We start from the raw sequence: 17,539 nt of genomic DNA on the forward strand, positions 1-17,539 counted from the left end.
CACTTCGACGCCGACAAACACTTGGCGCTTAGCCCAATTCGGTTCCGTCATCGGCGACTTCGGAATCCGCTGGAAAGCTGATGGTTGGCGCCTCGCTGGCTGTGCCGGTGTTGAGGTAAATATCCGCCGGCGCGTCAGCGTGAATGTTCTGGTGACCTTTGATGTGGACGTTATTGGCCTCGATATAGATCGCGTCAGGCGTTATGCTTATCCGCGAGCTACCGACTGACAGCGTGATTTGCTCTTTCGCGTCGAGCCCATACTTGCTGCCAACTTGTACCGATTTGTATTGGCCAACCTGCTCGGAGCTCGACATCACCACACTGGTGTTCATCGCGCCGCCGACAGTTGTCTGGTAAAGGGCGCCGATAGAAAGCGCCTTGGCCAAACCGACGCTTTCGCTCTTTGCCATCAGCACGGTTTCATTTCTATTGCCGTCGATGCGCACGGCATCGTTCTTGCCGACTCTTTCGGTTCGGTTACCACCGACAGTGATTGCTTCGTTTGCACCGACCGATTCGGTCCGATTCGCGCCGATTGAAATGCGTTCGTCGTGCCCCACTGTTTCGGTCCGGTCATGCTTCACCTCGACGGATTCGTCATGCTCCACAGTCTTCTTTCTGTCGTTGCCGACCGAGTGAGATTCGTCGTGCTCGACCTCGATGCGCTGGTTCTTCTCGGCGTGCAGCCAGACTTCCTCAGCGCCCTTTTTATCCTCGAAGCGAAGCGCATTCGCGGTAGCCGGTCCGCCGCCCACCGTGGAACGCGTGAGGATGCCGCTCTGCGTCTTGCAATCCGGAAGGTCCCACGGCGGCATGTTGCGTGAGTTGTAGACGCTGCCGATGATCAACGGCCGGTCGCAGTTCCCATCGAGGAATTGCACAACCACTTCCTGCTCGATCCGGGGCACGCTGATCTGGCCGAAATTGGTGCCGGCCCAGCTCGAGACGACGCGCACCCAGGGGGAACTGGCCGCATTGAAGGTACCGTTGCGGTCCCAATGGAACTGCAGGCGAACCCGACCGAACTCGTCGGTGTGGATTTCTTCTCCAGGCGGCCCGACTACCGTTGCAGTCTGTACCCCGAAAATCCTGGTCGGCTGGCTGTTCCAGCCCCGGGATGGCCGCCACGGAATGGTCTTGCGCATGCAGCGAAAGTCGTTTTCGTAACTCGATAACGCGTCGCGGCCGTCCTGGTAATTGTTGCGAGCGCGATGGTGAACGCGCAGCACCAAATACGGCCGATCAGACCTGTCATCCGGCTGCGTTGCCGCGCCTTGCTGGCGCATGCGCGAGCCACCGCTGAAATGCCCTGCAAGCTTGAACCAGCGGCCGGGCTGTGCCGCGCGATCGTTACTTTGAGCGGCGAAGTCCAGGTCGCGCGCTTCGATCTCCTCCGCGCGCAGGCAGGCCAGGCGATTGCTTGAAGCATGGTTGAAACCGTAGGCGCCCGTGTTTTCGAAGATTTCCAGATCGTAGTCGCCGCCGTGCTTTTGCACCGTTGGAAAAAAGATGGAGGACTCGCGGTGAATATTCTTGAAGTCGAAACTGCCGAGGGTGACTCTGCCCGCGGCGATGCGCCGCATGGCGCTCCACTGATGAACGCCGTCATCTTCCAGAGAACCCGCAGCACTCTGAAATATCATTTCCGGTTCATCGCCATCGATTGGATCTGCTCGGGTGCTATCGTCGCTCAGCCACAGCGTGTGTCCATCCTGGCGATGTTCGTACCAATAAAACACCCCGCTATCCTCGAGCCTTCGATGCAGATGGTTGTGGTCCGTTTCGTTGTATTGAACAGCGAGCGTCAAGCGTTGTTGCTCCCCCGGAAGGCGATACTTGACGTCCCGCTGCAGGTAGTGCTGAAACGTCTTGTCGCACAGGTCGACAATGGATGCGTCCTGGAAGACGGCGTTATCCTGCCGTAGCCGGAGGAACGCGAGCCAGGGTTTGAGGACCATGTGGTAAAACGCGAATCCGCCATCCGTCCTGACGAATCGGAACTCGAAAACATAGCCATTGAAATAACGCAGGCTGCCGTCGTCACGAACCAGTGAAACGGTTACCATTTTGCCGATGACTGCTTTAAGCGAAATGGTGGCGTTGTTCGACAGCACTTCGACCGTGTAGGTGAAATCCCGTGATAATTCTTCAACTGCGTCGAGGGTATTGGCCAGCATGGTCGCTCTGGGACCGTCCTGGCGGGGGAATTCCATGCGCAGCAATCGCTTGCCCTGGGGATCGCTGAGCAATGCGGCGAACGCTTCGGCACCCATCCTGAATTTGTCCATAAGTCTCTTCCATTCGCAGAAGCTGGTCAGTATGGAATTCTTGCGCCTAGACAAATTGAGGTAACGCAATAAATGCTGCCGTGAATCGGCGTCACCCCGGGTAGCGACGCTGGCGCAAAATTAAGGTAGAGTCTTGCAGCAATCACCAATCACCAAAGGCGCGAATTGAAGAAGACTAAGCAAGCTGCATTCATCCGGTTCGTACTTGGCGCCCTCGCGTTACCCGTGCTCGCCCTGAGCAGCGCGCAGGCGGCAATCCCGGTCTACACCTTCATGGTCAAGCACGCCTATCCGCACGATACGCAGGCGTTCACCCAGGGGCTGTTCATCAAGGACGGCGCGCTGTTTGAAAGTACCGGCATGAAGGGCCAGTCGTCGATCCGCCGGGTTCAACTCGAGACCGGCCGCGTGCTGCAAAAGCTCGACCTGGCGCCAGAGTTTTTCGGCGAAGGCATCGCTCCGGTAGGCAATGACATCGTCAGCCTGACCTGGCAGTCAAAGGTCGGCTTCGTGCACGATGCGAAGACGCTCAAGCTCAAACGCAAGTTTTCCTACGAGGGCGAAGGGTGGGGACTGGCCAGCAACGGCACGCAACTGTTCATGAGTGACGGCACCCCGGCGATCCGCTTGCTCGATCCGAAAACGTTGAACGAAACGAAGCGCATCCAGGTCAGCGCCGGCGGCAAGCCGGTGCCGAACCTGAATGAGCTGGAATGGGTCGACGGGCAGCTGTTTGCCAATGTCTGGGGAACGAACGTGATCGCGCGCATCGATCCGGTGTCGGGCAACGTGGTTGGCTGGATCGACTTGACGGGCTTGCAGGATCCGACGTGGAAAGCTGGGCCTGATGATGTGCTCAATGGCATCGCGTGGGATGCCAGCCGGCGGCGGTTGTTTGTCACCGGGAAGCATTGGCCGAAGCTGTTCGAGATTGAGCTGGTGGAGCGGAAGCGCTGAACAGTTCACGGCGTTCGTTTCCTTGATGCGGCCTCAGCATAGATTCCCGCCTTCGCGGGAAAGACGGTTCATCAGGTAACGGAAGGATCGGAGTCCGCTCTTTCCGTCAGCCTGAACGTAAAAAGGGGGAAAGGCTGCTTGAGCCTTTCCCCCTTTTTTGCTGACCAGTACCTGACTACAGCACGTGGGTGCCGATCCACCAGGCGATCGCAGCCATGAAGGCCGATGCGGGAATCGTGAAGATCCATGCCCACACGATGTTGCCCGCAACGCCCCAGCGCACAGCCGACATCTTCTGGGCCGAGCCGACGCCGACGATGGCGCCGGTGATCGTGTGGGTGGTCGATACCGGCACGCCCATCGCGGTCGCGGCGAACAGCGTGATGGCGCCGCCGGTCTCGGCGCAGAAACCACCAACAGGCTTGAGCTTGGTGATCTTCTGGCCCATCGTCTTGACGATGCGCCAGCCGCCGAACAAGGTGCCGAAGCTAATCGCCGTGTAGCACGAGATGATGACCCACATCGGCGGCGCAGCGTCAGCCTTGGTAGAGACGCCGGCAACGATCAACAGCATCCAGATGATGCCGATGGTCTTTTGCGCGTCGTTGCCGCCGTGACCGAGGCTGTAGGCAGCTGCCGACGCCATCTGCATGCGGCGGAACCACGTGTCGACCTTGCGCGGCGTCGAGCGTACAAACAGCCACGACACGATCACCATGATGATCGAGCCTAGCAGAAAGCCCACCAGCGGCGAAATGACGATGAACAGCACGGTCTTGAGCAGGCCGCTGCCGATCAGCGCGCCGGTGCCCGACTTTGCCACCGCGGCACCAACCAGGCCGCCGATCAGTGCGTGCGACGACGACGACGGGATGCCGTAGTACCAGGTGATCAAATTCCAGATGATGGCGCCCACCAGCGCGCCAAAAATGACGTACTGATCAACCACGGCGGGGTCGATCGTGCCCTTGCCCACCGTTGCCGCCACCTTCAGGCCAACGACGAAGATGGCGATAAAGTTGAAAACCGCCGCCATCGCCACCGCGGTCTGCGGTTTCAGCACGCCCGTCGATACCACCGTCGCGATCGCATTGGCGGCATCATGGAAGCCGTTCATGAAGTCAAAAACCAGCGCAAGTCCAACCAGCAACACCAGCACCCATATGCTCATTTGAAGAGTTTGCATGTAGTGGCTTCCGCTTACGCGTTTTCGACGATGATGCCTTCGATGATGTTGGCAACATCTTCGCAGCGGTCGGTGACGGTTTCCAGGATCTCGTAAATGGCTTTCAGCTTGATCAGGTTGCGCACGTCCGGCTCGTCGCGGAACAGCTTGGACATGGCAGCGCGCATCACGTGGTCGGCGTCCGATTCGAGGCGGTCGATCTCTTCGCAGATGGCGACGATCTTGTGCGAGTTGTCCATATTGTGCAGCAGGCCAACAGCTTGCTGCACCTTCTGGCAGCAGGCCAGGCACAGCTCGGCCAGGCGCTTCGCTTCCGGCGTGACCGCCTTCAGGTCGTACAGCGACACAGTCTGGGCCGCGTCTTCCATCAAATCGAGAATGTCATCCATGCGGGTGATCAGCTTGTGGATGTCGTCGCGGTCGATCGGCGTGATGAACGTCTTGTGCAGCATGTCCACCGTGGCGTAGGTGATCTTGTCGGCCTGCTTCTCGATGCCTTCGATCGCGTGCGTGCGGTTTTCCAGGTCGTCGAAGTTGGTCATGAGGCCGACCATCTCGTGGGCGCCCTTCACGCACAACGCGGCGTGCTGATTAAACAAGTCAAAAAATTTGCCCTCGGTGGGCATCAAACGTCCAAACATTGTATTCTCCGTTAGTCGTACTGAGATTGCTCGGGCACGCCGCACGTCGCAGCGTCACCTCTTGGTTTTAGTCGCCCTGGTAGAGCGCCAGGCCGCCGCTGTAATTGCCGAACTTGGTGTATTGCCCGATCCAGGTCAGGCGCACCGCGCCGATCGGACCGTTACGCTGTTTGCCGATAATGATTTCGGCGGTGCCCTTGTCGGGCGAATCCGGGTTGTACACTTCGTCGCGGTACAGGAAGATGATGACGTCGGCATCCTGCTCGATAGCGCCCGATTCGCGCAAGTCGGACATGATCGGCCGCTTGTTCGGACGCTGCTCGAGCGAGCGGTTCAGCTGCGACAGTGCGATCACCGGGCAGTGCAGTTCCTTGGCGAGACCTTTCAGGCCGCGCGAGATTTCGGAAATCTCGGATGCCCGGTTGTCGCCGGGCTGGTTGCCGGTCATCAGCTGCAGGTAGTCGACGATGATCAGGCCGAGCTTGCCGCACTGGCGCGACAGGCGGCGCGAGCGGGCGCGCAGCTCGATCGAGTTGAGCGCCGGCGTCTCGTCGATGTAGAGCTGGGCATCGTTCATCTTCTGGATGGCGTGCGTCAGGCGCGGCCAGTCTTCGTCATTGAGCTTGCCGGTGCGCAGGCGATGCTGGTCGAGCTGGCCGACCGAGCCGAGCATACGCATCGCCAGCTGGGTGCCCCCCATCTCCATCGAGAACACGGCCACCGGCAGGCCGGAGTCGATGGCGACGTTCTCGCCGATGTTGATCGAGAACGCCGTCTTGCCCATCGACGGACGCCCGGCGACGATCACCAGGTCGCCCGGCTGCAGGCCGGAGGTCATGCGGTCGAGGTCGATGAAGCCGGTCGGCACGCCGGTGATCTCGCTCTGGTTGTCGCGGCTGTAGAGCTCGTCGATGCGCTCGACCACCTGGGTCAGCAGCGGCTGCACCGCGACCCAGCCCTGGGCGCCGCGCGAACCTTCTTCGGCAATCGCAAAAATCTTCGACTCCGCTTCGTCGAGCATCTGCTTGACTTCCTTGCCTTGCGGATTGAACGCGTTGCCTGAAATCTCGTCGGCCACGGTGATCAGCTTGCGCAGGATGCCGCGGTCGCGCACGATCTCGGCGTAGCGGCGGATGTTGGCCGCCGACGGCGTGTTCTGCGCCATCGCGTTGAGGTACTGCAGGCCACCGACGTCGTCGGCCTTGCCCATGTTGGTGAGCGCCTCGTAGACTGTGATGACGTCGGCCGGGCGCGCGGCATTGATCAGCTTGACGAGTTGCTCGAAGATGATGCGGTGATCGTAGCGGTAAAAATCGTCGGCGTGCATGAAGTCGGCGATACGGTCCCACGCAGCATTATCGCGCAGCAGGCCGCCGATAACGGACTGCTCTGCTTCGATGGAATGCGGCGGAATGCGGATGGCGTCGACTTGCGGATCGGAAGGGGCGTTCATGGCGCGAATTATACCCGCTCCGGATGGACAGGCCGCAATAATCGGCGAGAAATCGCTTTGGTACGGACGTAAAAAAGCCGGGATGTACCCGGCTTCTTGACCGGATAACCCGGCATTATGGCGTCATCTCGCGGGCCCATGGCCTGCGCGACAAGCGCGATATTTAAGCAGCTTCGCCGACGACAGCGATGGTGATGTCGACGACGACGTCGGTGTGCAGTGCGACTGCAACAGCGTGGTCGCCAGTCGTCTTCAGCGGACCGTTCGGCAGGCGAACTTGTGCTTTCTCGACAGCGAAACCTTGCTTCGTCAGCGCTTCAGCGATGTCGAAGTTGGTCACCGAACCGAACAGACGGCCATCGACGCCCGCTTTTTGCGCAATCGAGATGGTCATGCCGCTCAGCTTCTCGCCTTGGGCTTGCGATGCGGCCAGCTTGGCTGCAGCAGCTTTTTCCAGCTCAGCGCGCTTGACTTCGAACTCGGCGATTGCCGAAGTCGTTGCGCGGCGAGCCATGCGTTGCGGGATCAGGAAGTTACGTGCGTAACCGTCTTTGACTTTGACGACGTCGCCGAGGTTGCCGACGTTGACGACTTTATCTAACAGAATAACTTGCATATTTTTCTCCAGGTTCTCTGCAACGCTTAAGCGTGGTGCAGGTCGGTGTAAGGCAGCAGCGCGAGGTAGCGGGCGCGCTTGATGGCGGTGTCAACCTGGCGCTGGTAGTGCGCCTTGGTACCGGTCAGGCGTGCTGGCATGATCTTGCCGTTTTCCTGGACGAAGTCTTTCAGGGTGTCGACGTCTTTGTAGTCGACCTGCTCGACGTTTGCTGCGGTGAAGCGGCAGAATTTCTTGCGCTTGAACAGTGGGTTCTGTTGTTTGCGTTTTTCTTTGAGCTTGAGCTTGTTCTTGTCGAACTTTTTACCGAATGCCATTTGAGGCTCCTGTATCTAAAAATGTGCTCCGCTTAGGCGGCGGCACTAAAATCAATGATGTGAAACACCAACGCTTTGCTACTGCGACTCTTTTTGGCCAGAAAACCGGTGAACTGGTGTGCTGCGCCTAACTCGGCCCGGGAGAACCTGCCTGAAATCTCGCCCGCGGCGAACGCGGTGATGTCAAACTCGGTCAACCTGCTTACCCCTGCTTCCACCTGCTGCGAACTATGCGTCAGGGTGGCGGACACGATCGGCACGCCGGCCGGGGTATAACGCAAAACGTCGCGCTCCGAAATATGGGCTACAAACTGAAGTTGATTCACTGGTGTGATTCACTTCGCCAGCTGAGGGTCTCTTGCCAAAAATTAGGCAGCTGCTGGGGCTGGTGCTGCTGGAGCGGCTGCAGGAGCTGGCGCTTCCGAGCGGTGGCTCTTGGCTGCGTCTTCACGTTGTACCGACTTCATCATCGGCGACGGCGTGATTTCAGCCTTCTTCATCTTAACGGTGAGGTGACGCAGCACGGCATCATTGAATTTGAACGCGGTTTCGAGTTCCACGAGGGTCTCGTTGTCGCATTCGATGTTGATGCAGATGTAGTGCGCTTTAGGCAGCTTCTGGATCGAGTAAGCCATCTGACGACGGCCCCAGTCTTCGACGCGATGAATGTTACCGCCGCGTGCAGTGACGCTGGCTTTGTAACGTTCGATCATCGCCGGGACTTGCTCGCTTTGGTCCGGGTGGACGATAAAAACGATTTCATAATGACGCATGCATAACTCCTTAGGGACGTTTAAAACAAAAGCCCACCTCGGCGTCAAGACGAGTGTGGGAAGGGAAAGCCGGCAATTATAGCGCGGAATGGGGCGGGCAGGCAAGCATCACCGCCGCCCGCGGAGGCGGAACGTGGCTTTCCGATCTTCAGGGGACGAAGTCGAAGTCGAACAACTGATTCTGCGAATACGGATTGACCGTGGGGAAAGCTGATACGGACAACCCTGTTTCGTGCGCCGCCCGACGAACCGCGACCGGAAAAGCCTCTGCCACATCCTGCATCACGGAGGGACGCAGGCTCGGGCTATCCTTGAGCAGCGCCTCGATTGCATCGCGCTGCTCAGTTAAAGTTGCCAACCAGCTTCCACCAATCCGATGGTGCTGGAACTGACACTTCAACAGGTGCATGAGCAAGACTTTGAGGCGACTCGCTAACTCCCTGCGTTCCTTGCTCATGGCCGCTCGCAGTTCCTCGATCAGATTTTCGACGTCGAGCAAGTGTAAATGCCCTTTCCGCAACAGCTCAATCTGGCGCCCATACCAGAGCACAAGATCCTGATCATATTCCGCGCACGCCTTCTTCTTCGACTCGAGTTCCAACATGGCTGCCTCCTTCCAATTCCACATTAGCACCCAAAGAAACCGCAGTCCAGCGTCACGCAGCCGCCTTTTGATGCGTGAAATCGACCAAAAACCGGGTCTGACCCCGTTTTTGTGAACTTTCACTTGCATTGAGCGAAATACTGTACAAAAATACAGTCTGTTTATATAACCAGCCCTCGGGCAACGCCAATGATCAAGCTCACCGCACGGCAAGAAGAGATCCTGAACCTGATCCGGGAAGCAATCGAAAACACCGGCTTTCCGCCGACGCGCGCCGAAATCGCCGCCGAACTGGGTTTCAAGTCGGCCAACGCCGCCGAGGAGCATTTGCAGGCACTGGCGCGCAAGGGCGCCATCGAGATTTCACCCGGCACGTCGCGCGGCATCCGCCTGATCGGTCCGGCCGTCGAGGCGAGCCCGATGCCGCCGCCGACCTTGATGATGGCGCTGCCGCTGGTTGGACGCGTCGCCGCCGGTTCGCCGATCCTGGCGCTGGAACATGTCGAGGCGACCTACAGCGTCGACCCTGCCATGTTCGCGTCGAAGCCGGATTACCTGCTGAAGGTGCGCGGCCTGTCGATGCGCGACGCCGGCATCATGGATGGCGACCTGCTGGCTGTGAAAAAAGTCGACACCGCCAAGAATGGGCAGATCGTGGTCGCGCGGATTGGCGACGACGTCACCGTCAAGCGCTACAAGAAAACCGGATCGCTGATCGAGCTGTTCCCGGAAAATCCGGACTTCAAGGTCATCAAGGTCGATCCGGCGGTGGACGATTTCACGCTTGAAGGCCTCGCCGTCGGGCTGATGCGCTCCTGGCACTGAGCCGGGTTAACTAGCCAGCGCCTAGTTGTCGTACTTGCGCTTGGGTGTGACAGCGGGCATGCTCTTGACCAGTTCGTTGTGCTCTTTGACAAACTTATCGGTGGCGGCGCGCCAGGCGTCATAATCGGCCAGCACCAGCTTGGCGCTGATGCTGGCATCGGCGCCCATGCGCGTATGGACTTCGCCGAGGTAGGCCGTGGCGGCCTCGAGTTCCTGCTTGTTGAGCAGCTTTGAAATATCTTCCGGAATGCGCGTCGTCAGCGGCGCGCTGGCATTCAGGTTTGCCACAAAGCCATTGTTGCAATCCTGCCAGGTGGTCATCGCCGCCGCAACGCTGTTGATCTCGTCGTTCGCCTTCGATATTGCCGGTATGCGCGGCGCGGGGCACCGGAACTTGCCCGCCTTGAGGTCGGCGCCATCGTACTTCGACACCCAGTAATCAATATCTGCGCGGCGCAGTTCGCGCTTCTTCATCACTTCCAGCGAGGCTGCGGCAGTCTTGTTGCCCTTCGCCGACGACTTCTTGAACCACGCATCGGCCTTCACCAGGTCGATCGCTCCGGCTTCGCCGTACCAGTACATTTCGCCGAGATGCAATTGCGCCTCGGCGTTGCCGGCGTTGGCCAGCTTGGTGTAAAGCTGCAATGCTTGTGGGAATGCCATCTTCTCGAACAAGGCGTTGGCATCGGCCAGTTCATCGGCATGGGCAACAGTGAAGAAAGCAAGAGCGAGCCAGAAGACGATTTTTTTTCATTTTTATCGCAGCAAGAATTAAACAGGCTCCAGCGCACCCTGGAAGTCGGCCAGCAGGTCGGCCGTGTCCTCGATGCCGACCGACACGCGGATCAGCGACTCGGCGATGCCCATGCTGGCGCGGCGCTCGGCGCCCATTTCGTAAAAGATCGTGTGGGCCACCGGAATGACCAGGGTGCGCGTGTCACCCAGGTTGCTCGCGGGGATCCCGATCCGCAGGCGGTTCAGGTAGTCGAAGCAGTCGATGCCATCGTTCAGCTCGAAGCTGAACAGCGAGCCGGCAGAGCGGAACAGTTCGCTCGTAATCGCATGCTGGGGATGCGACGCCAGCCCCGGATAATGCACGGCCGCCACGCGCGGATCAGCCTCGAGCATGCGTGCCAGCGCCAGCGCATTGGCGCAGCTGCGTTCCATGCGCAGCGCCAGCGTTTCGGCGCCCACCGCGATGTGGTGCGCCGCTTCCGGTCCGAGCGATGCGCCGAAGTCGCGCAAGCCCTTGGCGCGAAGTTGCGCCATGCCCCACTGCGCCGGCGGATTGCGCTTGTAGTTGGCGGCGATGTGCGGATAGTTTGTCCAGTCGTAAGCGCCAGTGTCGGTCAGGCTGCCGCCGAGCGCAATGCCGTGGCCGCCGATCGACTTGGTCAGCGCGTTGACGACCAGGCCGGCGCCGACCGACTTCGGCCGGAACAGGTAAGGCGTCGTCATCGTGTTGTCGACAACGAACAGGATGCCGCGCTCGCGGCACAGCTGGCCAATGCGCACCAGGTCGGCGACCTGGGTGCGCGGATTGGCGATCGTTTCGACGAACACAATGCGCGTTGCCGGCGTCAACGCCGCGGCAACATTGGCAACATCGGTGGCGTCGACAAACGCGACGTCGACGCCCTGCCCGGCAACCGTCTGCCACAGGCTGTTGGTGTTACCGAACAAGAAGGCGGACGAAACCACATGGTCGCCGGCGCGCAGCAGACCCTGGAACACCGCGCCGATCGCGCCCATGCCGGTGGCAAAGCACAAGGTCGCCACGCCGTCTTCCATGCGGGTAAGCTTGTCTTCCAGCGCCGCGACCGTCGGGTTGCCCTGGCGGCCGTAGCGGAAACCCGGCTCCTTGCCCTGGAACACAGACGCCAGCTGGCGCGCATCGGTGTAGCCGAACGCGACCGAGGTATGCACCGGCTTGTGCAGCGAACCATGCTCGATCGGCTTTTGCCGGTCGTTGTGCAAGATGGTGGTGGTGAAGCCGAACTGTTTCTTGTCGCTCACGATGCCGCCCTATTCCGCCGTTGCCAAGGTCAGGTTGAGCTGCGTGCGGGCGGCGTCCTCGGCCGGCTCCTTCTTCGGATTGTGGCGCGCGAACTCGAGGCGATCGAGGTAGTCCTGGGTAACGTCGCCGGTGACGTAGATGCCGTCGAAACAGGAGGCCTCGAAGTTCTGCAGCGCCGGGTTGACGTCGCAGATCGAGCGCTTGAGCGCGTCGACGTCCTGGTACACCAGCTTGTCGGCGGTGATCTCGCGGCAGATTTCTTCGTTGCTGCGCCCGTAAGCGATCAGCTCGCCGCGAGTCGGCATGTCGATGCCGTACACGTTCGGAAACAGTACCGGCGGCGCGGCCGAGGCGAAGTAGACGTTGCGGGCGCCCGCTTCGCGCGCCATCTGGACGATTTCGCGGCTGGTGGTGCCGCGCACGATCGAATCGTCGACCAGCAGCACGTTCTTGCCCTTGAATTCGGAGCCGATGGCGTTTAGCTTCTGGCGCACCGACTTGCTGCGGATCGCCTGGCCGGGCATCAGGAAGGTGCGGCCGATGTAGCGGTTCTTGATGAAGCCTTCGCGGTATTCGATGCCGAGCTTGAGCGCGAGCTGGATTGCGGCCGGGCGCGACGAATCGGGAATCGGCATGACGACGTCGATCTCGCCGCTTGCAAATTCCTTGCGGATTTTCTCGGCCAGGTACTCGCCCATCTTCAGGCGCGTGGCGTACACCGAGGCGCCGTCGAGGATCGAGTCCGGGCGCGCCAGGTAGACGAATTCAAATGCGCACGGGTTGAGCGACGGGTTCTCGGCGCACTGACGCTGGTGCAACTTGCCGTCATTGTCGATGAACACTGCCTCGCCCGGCGCGATATCGCGCAGGAAGCGAAAGCCGATGCCTTCCAGGGCGACCGACTCGCTGGCGACGAGGTATTCATTGCCCTCGTCGGTCTCGTTGACGCCGATGCACAGCGGACGGATGCCGAACGGATCGCGAAACGCCAGCAGGCCGTGGCCGGCAATCTGCGCCACCACCGCGTAGGCGCCGCGCACCCGCTTGTGCACCATGGCGACGGCCTTGAAAATGGAGTCCGGATCGAGCGAATAGCCGGTGGTCGATTCCTGGATTTCGTGGGCCAGCACGTTAAGCAATACTTCCGAATCCGAATCGGTATTGATGTGGCGGCGATCATTCTTGAACAGCGCTTGTTTCAGTTCGTCCTGATTGGTCAGGTTGCCGTTGTGCGCCAGCGTGATGCCGAACGGCGCATTGACGTAGAACGGCTGCGCTTCCTCTTCGCTGGACGAGCCGGCGGTCGGATAGCGGCAATGGCCGATGCCGGAATTGCCCTGCAGTGAACGCATGTTGCGGGTGCGGAAAACGTCGCGCACGAGGCCATTGGCCTTGTGCATCGAAAACATGCTGCTGTGATTGGTTGCAATGCCCGCCGCATCCTGGCCGCGGTGCTGCAGCAGCAGCAATGCGTCGTACAGGACCTGGTTGACGGGATTATGCGAGACGACGCCGACGATGCCACACATGGTGTGCTCCTAAGACTGAACAGCCGATATTGAAAATTGGTTCAAAAACGCACGTGCTGCGTCAAGGCAGCAGGCAAGAAAGGTTTGACGGTGCGCGCGCCGGTTTCCGCCAGTGGCGAGAGCAGCGCGTTTTGCCAGAAATCCTGTTGCGGGATCGACGTCATGCCACACAATATGACGCCGAACAGCACAATTACAATGCCGCGCGCCAAGCCGAACAGACCGCCGAGGCCGCGGTCGGCCAGGCCCAGTCCGCTCGCCTTGATGAGCGCGTCAACGGCCAGCATCAGCAGGCCCATCAGAATGCGTACGCCGATAAACAGCGCCACGAAAGCGACCATCAGCCGCACGGCCTCGCCGGGTATCATCACCGGCAACATCGGCGCCAGGGTCGCGCCGTACATATTGGCCACGACGAAGGCGACAACCCAGCTGACCAGCGAAAGGATTTCCTTGACCAGGCCGCGCATGGTGCTGATCACGACCGAGGCCAACAGGACGAACAATACCAAGTAATCGAAAATGGTCACGCCCGGCATGCCCTGGTTTGTCTATTTTCCATCAGGCTTGACAATGCTGCCGGACATGCCGACCTTGTCGAGCCTGGCGCGCATGCGGTCCGCCTCTTCCCTGCTGAACGGACCAACTTTAACCTGGATGCGCTCGCCGCCGGCGGTCGTTACCTTATGGGTGAAGGAGCGGATGCCGGCGTCCTTCAGCTTGCCCTGCAATTCGGCCACCTTCTCGGCCGTGCCGAGCGCTGCCACCTGGACGACGAACTTGCCGCCGCCGGCTGCCGGCGGCTTGCCTTCAAGGATGTCAAGCGCGCGGGCGGCGTCTTCGGTTTTGGCGGCCGGCTTTTCTTCCTTGACGGCGACCTTCGCCGGCTTCGGCTCAGCCACCTTCGGCTCGACCGGCTTCGGCTCGGCTTTGGCCGCTTTCGGCTCAGGCTTTGGCTCTGGCTTGACGTCGGCCTTGGGCTCCGTCTTCGGCGCGGCCTTTGGAAGCGCCGGCTTCGCTTCGACTTTCGGCTCAGCCACGGCAACCGTCTTGATCCCGCTTGGTTCCGGCTTCGGCGGATCGATGAACTCTTCGCGCTTGTCGAGCGAATCGGCGGCTGTGGCAGCGCCAGGCAGTGCCGGCACGGGCAGCGGCGGCGCCTTGTCGCGCGATGGAATCTGGAACGCGATGTCGCCGGCCAGCGGTTTCGGCTCGGCGTCGAGCACCATCGGCAAGCCGACGGCAACGGCCAGCGCCAGCGCGATGGCGCCTACCAGCCGGCGGCGGGCGCGCTTCTTTTCGGGCAGTACGGGATCGTCGACGCCGCGCGATTTGCGATCGCGCCGCGGTGCGGCCGGTTCACCGGCGCTGGAAGCGCGCTTGGCGCGGGCGCGGGTGGCGACCGAATCTTCATCGCGGGAATAATAGCCACTGTCATCGGCAGTGGTGTCTTGCTTGTTTTTATTGAGGAACGAGAACAAGCCCATGCGGTATTTTTTCAGTGAGAGGAGGATTTTCGGGCTGCCATCACGCCTGCTACCGTGTAGAACGAGCCAAAGACCACAATTCTATCATTCTCCCCAGCCCGGCTCATCGCATTCGCAAAAGCCGATGCCGGATCGGGAAATTCGGTGATCGAGCGCTCGCCCGGTTTGCCATCGTCCGGGGCCAGGCCGGCAATGGTGGCGGCCAGGTCGCCGGTGTGGGCCGAGCGCGGCGACGGCAGTCCGGCGACGCACCAGTGATCGACATACTGCGCCATCGGCGCGACGACGCCGGCGATGTCCTTGTCTTGCATCACGCCAAATACGGCGTACGTGTACGGGTGAAAACCCATGTTGCCCAGGTTCAGCGCCAGCGCCGATGCCGCGTGCGGATTGTGGGCGACGTCGAGGATGACGGTCGGCCGCCCAGGCAGCACCTGGAAGCGGCCCGGCAACTCCACCGTCACAAGGCCGGTGCGAATTTCCTGGGCGCCGACCGGCAATTCGAGGCGCAGCACTTCCAGCGCGGCCAGCGCGGCCGACGCGTTGAGCAACTGGTTGGCGCCGCGCAGGCTCGGATACGCCAGCGAGTTGCGGCGCTGGCTGCGCCCGCCAAAGTTCCACTGCTGCTTGTCGCCGGAATAATTGAAGTCGCGCCCGAGCAGCCACAGGTCGGCGCCGATCGCTTCGGCATGCGCCACCAGCGACGCCGGCGGCACCGGGTCGCTGCAGATCGCCGCTTTGCCGGGCCGGAAGATGCCGGCTTTTTCGAAACCGATTTCTTCGCGCGTGGTGCCGAGGAAATCGGTGTGGTCGATGTCGACGCTGGTGACGATGGCCACATCGGCGTCGATGACGTTGACGGCGTCGAGCCGGCCACCGAGGCCAACTTCGAGGATCGCCACGTCGAGGCCGGCGCCGGCCAGCAGATGCATGATGGCCAGCGTGGTGAATTCGAAATACGTCAGCGGCACGTCGCCGCGGGCAGCTTCGACGTCGTTGAAGGCGCCGATCAGCTCGGCGTCGGTGGCCAGGTCGCCCTTGATACGGGCGCGCTCGTTAAATTCGAGAAAGTGCGGCTTGATGTACAAGCCGACCTTGTAGCCGGCCCGCAGCAAAATCGACTCGAGCATCGAGCACGTCGAGCCCTTGCCGTTGGTGCCGGCAACCATGATGACCGGGCAATCGAACTTCAGTCCCATTGCCTGCTTGACCGTGCGCACGCGGTCGAGACCCATGTTGATGTGGGCTTCGGCATGGCGCGACTCGAGCAGCGTCAGCCAGGCGGGCAAGGTGGTGGGGAGCGTTTGCATGGGATCGACTTCGGGTGGAAAAAGCGTGCGCAAGAGGCTTGCGCACGCAGCTGGAACAATGCAACTAGGCTGCCGTATTACGCGATGACTTCGGCCGGCTGGTCTTGCAGCAAGGCCAGCAGGCGGGCGATTTCCTCGCGCATCTTGCGCCGGTCGACGATCATGTCGACGGCGCCCTTGGTGACGAGGAACTCGGCACGCTGGAAGCCTTCCGGCAGCTTTTCGCGGACGGTGTTTTCGATCACGCGCGGGCCGGCAAAGCCGATCAGCGCTTTTGGCTCGGCGATGACGACGTCGCCCATGAAGGCGAACGAGGCGGACACGCCGCCCATCGTCGGATCGGTCAGCACGCTAATGAACGGCAGTTTTTTTTCCGACAGCTTGGTCAGCATCGCCGTCGTCTTGGCCATTTGCATCAGCGACAGCAAGCCTTCCTGCATGCGCGCGCCGCCGGTGGCGGTGATGCAGATGAACGGAACCTTTTGCTCGAGCGCTGCCTTGGCGCCGCGCACAAAGCGCTCGCCAACGACAGAACCCATCGAGCCGCCCATGAATTCGAATTCGAAGCAGGCCACGACCACCGGCAGGCTCATGATGGAGCCGCCCTGCACGATCAGCGCATCGGTCTCGCCGGTCGCTTCCATGGCCGCCTTCAGGCGATCCGGATACTTCTTGCTGTCCTTGAACTTGAGCGTATCAACGGGCAATGTTTCCTGGCCGATTTCGTAGCGGCCGCCCTCGTCGAGCAGGCTGTCGAGGCGTTGGCGGGCGCGGATGCGCATGTGGTGGCTGCATTTTGGGCACACATGCAAATTCGATTCGAGGTCGGTACGGTACAGGACCGCTTCACACGACGGGCATTTGACCCAAAGGCCTTCCGGCATGGTCTTGCGGGAAGCGGCATCCGAGCGCTGGATCCGGGGTGGCAGCAGTTTTTCCAACCAACTCATATATTCTCCTTCTGCGGCGATTCTTGGGTTGGCGGTAGTTTAGCCGCTAGACACCATCTTGTCGAACTTAAACACACCGAAATTGACAATAAGACAGCGTTGCCACCGATGCAGCAATGACGAGCAGCTTAACACCGGTCGGCGCAGCGTGGCGGGAGATTGCCGCGCGTTCACGGCATGATGCGCGCAGTTATCGCCGGCAGCTCTATTCGCGCAACTGGAAGCACCGCGTTGCAGGCCTTGGCGCGCCGTGCCTCGGCCTCGCGGTCGCGTGAATCGGCGTTCGTCACCAGCGTGCCGATCAGTGCGGTGGCCGCCTTCGTCACTTCCTCGACGGCATGCTCGAACGCGCTGTTCTATCAGTTTGGCGGGTCTAGTAGTAAGGGCCCGCTGATAGCCGGTGCCGACGAAAACTGGCGGTGTATTACGATCGCCGGCTTGGCAGACGTTACCTCTAGCGCAGGTGTGTGGCATTCCGCAGACAATCACTCAACTGCTTAAACGTGTGTCGGCGAGATTGACGTGCAAATCGAAATTTAGTTCAAGTTTAGTGAAGAAAAAGGCGGGAAACTGCGCCTTTTTCA

Annotated in this window: 18 protein-coding genes and 1 pseudogene; 2 read left to right on the top strand and 17 right to left on the bottom strand. The window is 60.7% G+C overall.

The annotated features are described in order from the left end of the window. Positions 1-28 precede the first annotated feature (28 nt). Entirely contained in the window at positions 29-2,290 is a 2,262-nt protein-coding gene (locus tag ACP7DD_RS18060) for a type VI secretion system Vgr family protein (protein WP_426176187.1), read from the bottom strand. Positions 2,291-2,455: 165 nt separating this feature from the next. On the opposite strand from ACP7DD_RS18060, the gene ACP7DD_RS18065 reads away from it, so the two are divergent. Continuing rightward, positions 2,456-3,247 (top strand): glutaminyl-peptide cyclotransferase, encoded by a 792-nt coding sequence (locus ACP7DD_RS18065; protein WP_426176188.1) that lies wholly within the window; start codon positions 2,456-2,458, stop codon positions 3,245-3,247. A 175-nt stretch (positions 3,248-3,422) separates the two neighbouring features. On the opposite strand, the gene ACP7DD_RS18070 is transcribed toward ACP7DD_RS18065, so the two are convergent. The 8 genes from ACP7DD_RS18070 to ACP7DD_RS18105 all read right to left on the bottom strand — a co-directional run bounded on the left by ACP7DD_RS18070 (position 3,423) and on the right by ACP7DD_RS18105 (position 8,837). Then, positions 3,423-4,433 carry an anion permease gene (locus ACP7DD_RS18070; protein ID WP_426176189.1) on the bottom strand — a complete coding sequence of 337 codons (1,011 nt, stop codon included), beginning with the start codon at positions 4,431-4,433 and terminating at the stop codon, positions 3,423-3,425. A 14-nt stretch (positions 4,434-4,447) separates the two neighbouring features. Then, positions 4,448-5,074: a DUF47 domain-containing protein gene (locus ACP7DD_RS18075; RefSeq protein WP_426176190.1), complete on the bottom strand. Its 627-nt coding sequence runs from the start codon at positions 5,072-5,074 to the stop codon at positions 4,448-4,450. Between the two features lie 67 nt (positions 5,075-5,141). Further along, on the bottom strand, positions 5,142-6,527 hold the full coding sequence (locus ACP7DD_RS18080; RefSeq protein WP_426176191.1) for a replicative DNA helicase: 1,386 nt from the start codon (positions 6,525-6,527) through the stop codon (positions 5,142-5,144). A 163-nt stretch (positions 6,528-6,690) separates the two neighbouring features. Further along, positions 6,691-7,143, bottom strand: a complete 453-nt coding sequence (gene rplI / locus ACP7DD_RS18085; protein ID WP_426176192.1) for a 50S ribosomal protein L9 — start codon at positions 7,141-7,143, stop codon at positions 6,691-6,693. A gap of 26 nt (positions 7,144-7,169) precedes the next feature. Further along, a complete protein-coding gene (rpsR, locus tag ACP7DD_RS18090) occupies positions 7,170-7,460 on the bottom strand; it encodes a 30S ribosomal protein S18 (protein WP_008450941.1) in 291 nt (96 codons plus the stop codon). Between the two features lie 32 nt (positions 7,461-7,492). Beyond that, positions 7,493-7,786 carry a primosomal replication protein N gene (gene priB, locus ACP7DD_RS18095; protein ID WP_426176193.1) on the bottom strand — a complete coding sequence of 98 codons (294 nt, stop codon included), beginning with the start codon at positions 7,784-7,786 and terminating at the stop codon, positions 7,493-7,495. Between the two features lie 42 nt (positions 7,787-7,828). Further along, positions 7,829-8,233 (bottom strand): 30S ribosomal protein S6, encoded by a 405-nt coding sequence (rpsF, locus tag ACP7DD_RS18100; protein ID WP_426176194.1) that lies wholly within the window; start codon positions 8,231-8,233, stop codon positions 7,829-7,831. Between the two features lie 148 nt (positions 8,234-8,381). Further along, the gene (locus ACP7DD_RS18105) at positions 8,382-8,837 is read right to left on the bottom strand and encodes a DUF29 domain-containing protein (protein ID WP_426176195.1); all 456 of its coding nucleotides are present in this window, start codon (positions 8,835-8,837) and stop codon (positions 8,382-8,384) included. A gap of 189 nt (positions 8,838-9,026) precedes the next feature. On the opposite strand from ACP7DD_RS18105, the gene lexA reads away from it, so the two are divergent. Beyond that, entirely contained in the window at positions 9,027-9,662 is a 636-nt protein-coding gene (lexA, locus tag ACP7DD_RS18110; RefSeq protein WP_426176196.1) for a transcriptional repressor LexA, read from the top strand. Between the two features lie 21 nt (positions 9,663-9,683). Here lexA and ACP7DD_RS18115 read toward each other — a convergent pair whose 3' ends face one another. The 8 genes and pseudogenes from ACP7DD_RS18115 to ACP7DD_RS18150 form a co-directional block, all read right to left on the bottom strand. Then, on the bottom strand, positions 9,684-10,325 hold the full coding sequence (locus ACP7DD_RS18115; protein ID WP_426176197.1) for a tetratricopeptide repeat protein: 642 nt from the start codon (positions 10,323-10,325) through the stop codon (positions 9,684-9,686). Between the two features lie 108 nt (positions 10,326-10,433). Then, positions 10,434-11,678, bottom strand: a complete 1,245-nt coding sequence (locus tag ACP7DD_RS18120) for a cystathionine gamma-synthase family protein (protein ID WP_426176198.1) — start codon at positions 11,676-11,678, stop codon at positions 10,434-10,436. Positions 11,679-11,687: 9 nt separating this feature from the next. Beyond that, entirely contained in the window at positions 11,688-13,208 is a 1,521-nt protein-coding gene (gene purF, locus ACP7DD_RS18125; RefSeq protein ID WP_426176199.1) for an amidophosphoribosyltransferase, read from the bottom strand. Positions 13,209-13,249: 41 nt separating this feature from the next. Then, positions 13,250-13,738, bottom strand: a complete 489-nt coding sequence (locus ACP7DD_RS18130) for a CvpA family protein (protein WP_426176200.1) — start codon at positions 13,736-13,738, stop codon at positions 13,250-13,252. Between the two features lie 21 nt (positions 13,739-13,759). Then, positions 13,760-14,695, bottom strand: coding sequence for an SPOR domain-containing protein (locus ACP7DD_RS18135; RefSeq protein WP_426176201.1), 936 nt, complete (start codon positions 14,693-14,695; stop codon positions 13,760-13,762). 11 nt (positions 14,696-14,706) lie between these two features. Further along, positions 14,707-16,005, bottom strand: a complete 1,299-nt coding sequence (gene folC, locus ACP7DD_RS18140; protein WP_426176202.1) for a bifunctional tetrahydrofolate synthase/dihydrofolate synthase — start codon at positions 16,003-16,005, stop codon at positions 14,707-14,709. A 77-nt stretch (positions 16,006-16,082) separates the two neighbouring features. Further along, entirely contained in the window at positions 16,083-16,955 is an 873-nt protein-coding gene (accD, locus tag ACP7DD_RS18145; RefSeq protein WP_426176203.1) for an acetyl-CoA carboxylase, carboxyltransferase subunit beta, read from the bottom strand. 170 nt (positions 16,956-17,125) lie between these two features. After that, positions 17,126-17,296, bottom strand: a pseudogene (locus ACP7DD_RS18150) (hypothetical protein); the annotation flags it as partial. Between the last annotated feature and the right edge of the window lie 243 nt (positions 17,297-17,539).

This window comes from Massilia sp. TWR1-2-2 (assembly GCF_049897565.1).
GTDB lineage: Bacteria > Pseudomonadota > Gammaproteobacteria > Burkholderiales > Burkholderiaceae_D > JAFCUW01.

Bases quoted from the DNA above. Each gene is read 5' to 3' on its own strand.
- ACP7DD_RS18060 (WP_426176187.1), bottom strand. From the start codon at position 2,290: ATGGACAAATTCAGGATGGGTGCCGAAGCGTTCGCCGCATTGCTCAGC.
- ACP7DD_RS18070 (WP_426176189.1), bottom strand. From the start codon at position 4,433: ATGCAAACTCTTCAAATGAGCATATGGGTGCTGGTGTTGCTGGTTGGA.
- ACP7DD_RS18075 (WP_426176190.1), bottom strand. From the start codon at position 5,074: ATGTTTGGACGTTTGATGCCCACCGAGGGCAAATTTTTTGACTTGTTT.
- ACP7DD_RS18080 (WP_426176191.1), bottom strand. From the start codon at position 6,527: ATGAACGCCCCTTCCGATCCGCAAGTCGACGCCATCCGCATTCCGCCG.
- rplI (WP_426176192.1), bottom strand. From the start codon at position 7,143: ATGCAAGTTATTCTGTTAGATAAAGTCGTCAACGTCGGCAACCTCGGC.
- rpsR (WP_008450941.1), bottom strand. From the start codon at position 7,460: ATGGCATTCGGTAAAAAGTTCGACAAGAACAAGCTCAAGCTCAAAGAA.
- rpsF (WP_426176194.1), bottom strand. From the start codon at position 8,233: ATGCGTCATTATGAAATCGTTTTTATCGTCCACCCGGACCAAAGCGAG.
- ACP7DD_RS18105 (WP_426176195.1), bottom strand. From the start codon at position 8,837: ATGTTGGAACTCGAGTCGAAGAAGAAGGCGTGCGCGGAATATGATCAG.
- lexA (WP_426176196.1), top strand. From the start codon at position 9,027: ATGATCAAGCTCACCGCACGGCAAGAAGAGATCCTGAACCTGATCCGG.
- ACP7DD_RS18115 (WP_426176197.1), bottom strand. From the start codon at position 10,325: ATGGCATTCCCACAAGCATTGCAGCTTTACACCAAGCTGGCCAACGCC.
- purF (WP_426176199.1), bottom strand. From the start codon at position 13,208: ATGTGTGGCATCGTCGGCGTCGTCTCGCATAATCCCGTCAACCAGGTC.
- ACP7DD_RS18135 (WP_426176201.1), bottom strand. From the start codon at position 14,695: ATGGGCTTGTTCTCGTTCCTCAATAAAAACAAGCAAGACACCACTGCC.
- folC (WP_426176202.1), bottom strand. From the start codon at position 16,005: ATGCAAACGCTCCCCACCACCTTGCCCGCCTGGCTGACGCTGCTCGAG.
- accD (WP_426176203.1), bottom strand. From the start codon at position 16,955: ATGAGTTGGTTGGAAAAACTGCTGCCACCCCGGATCCAGCGCTCGGAT.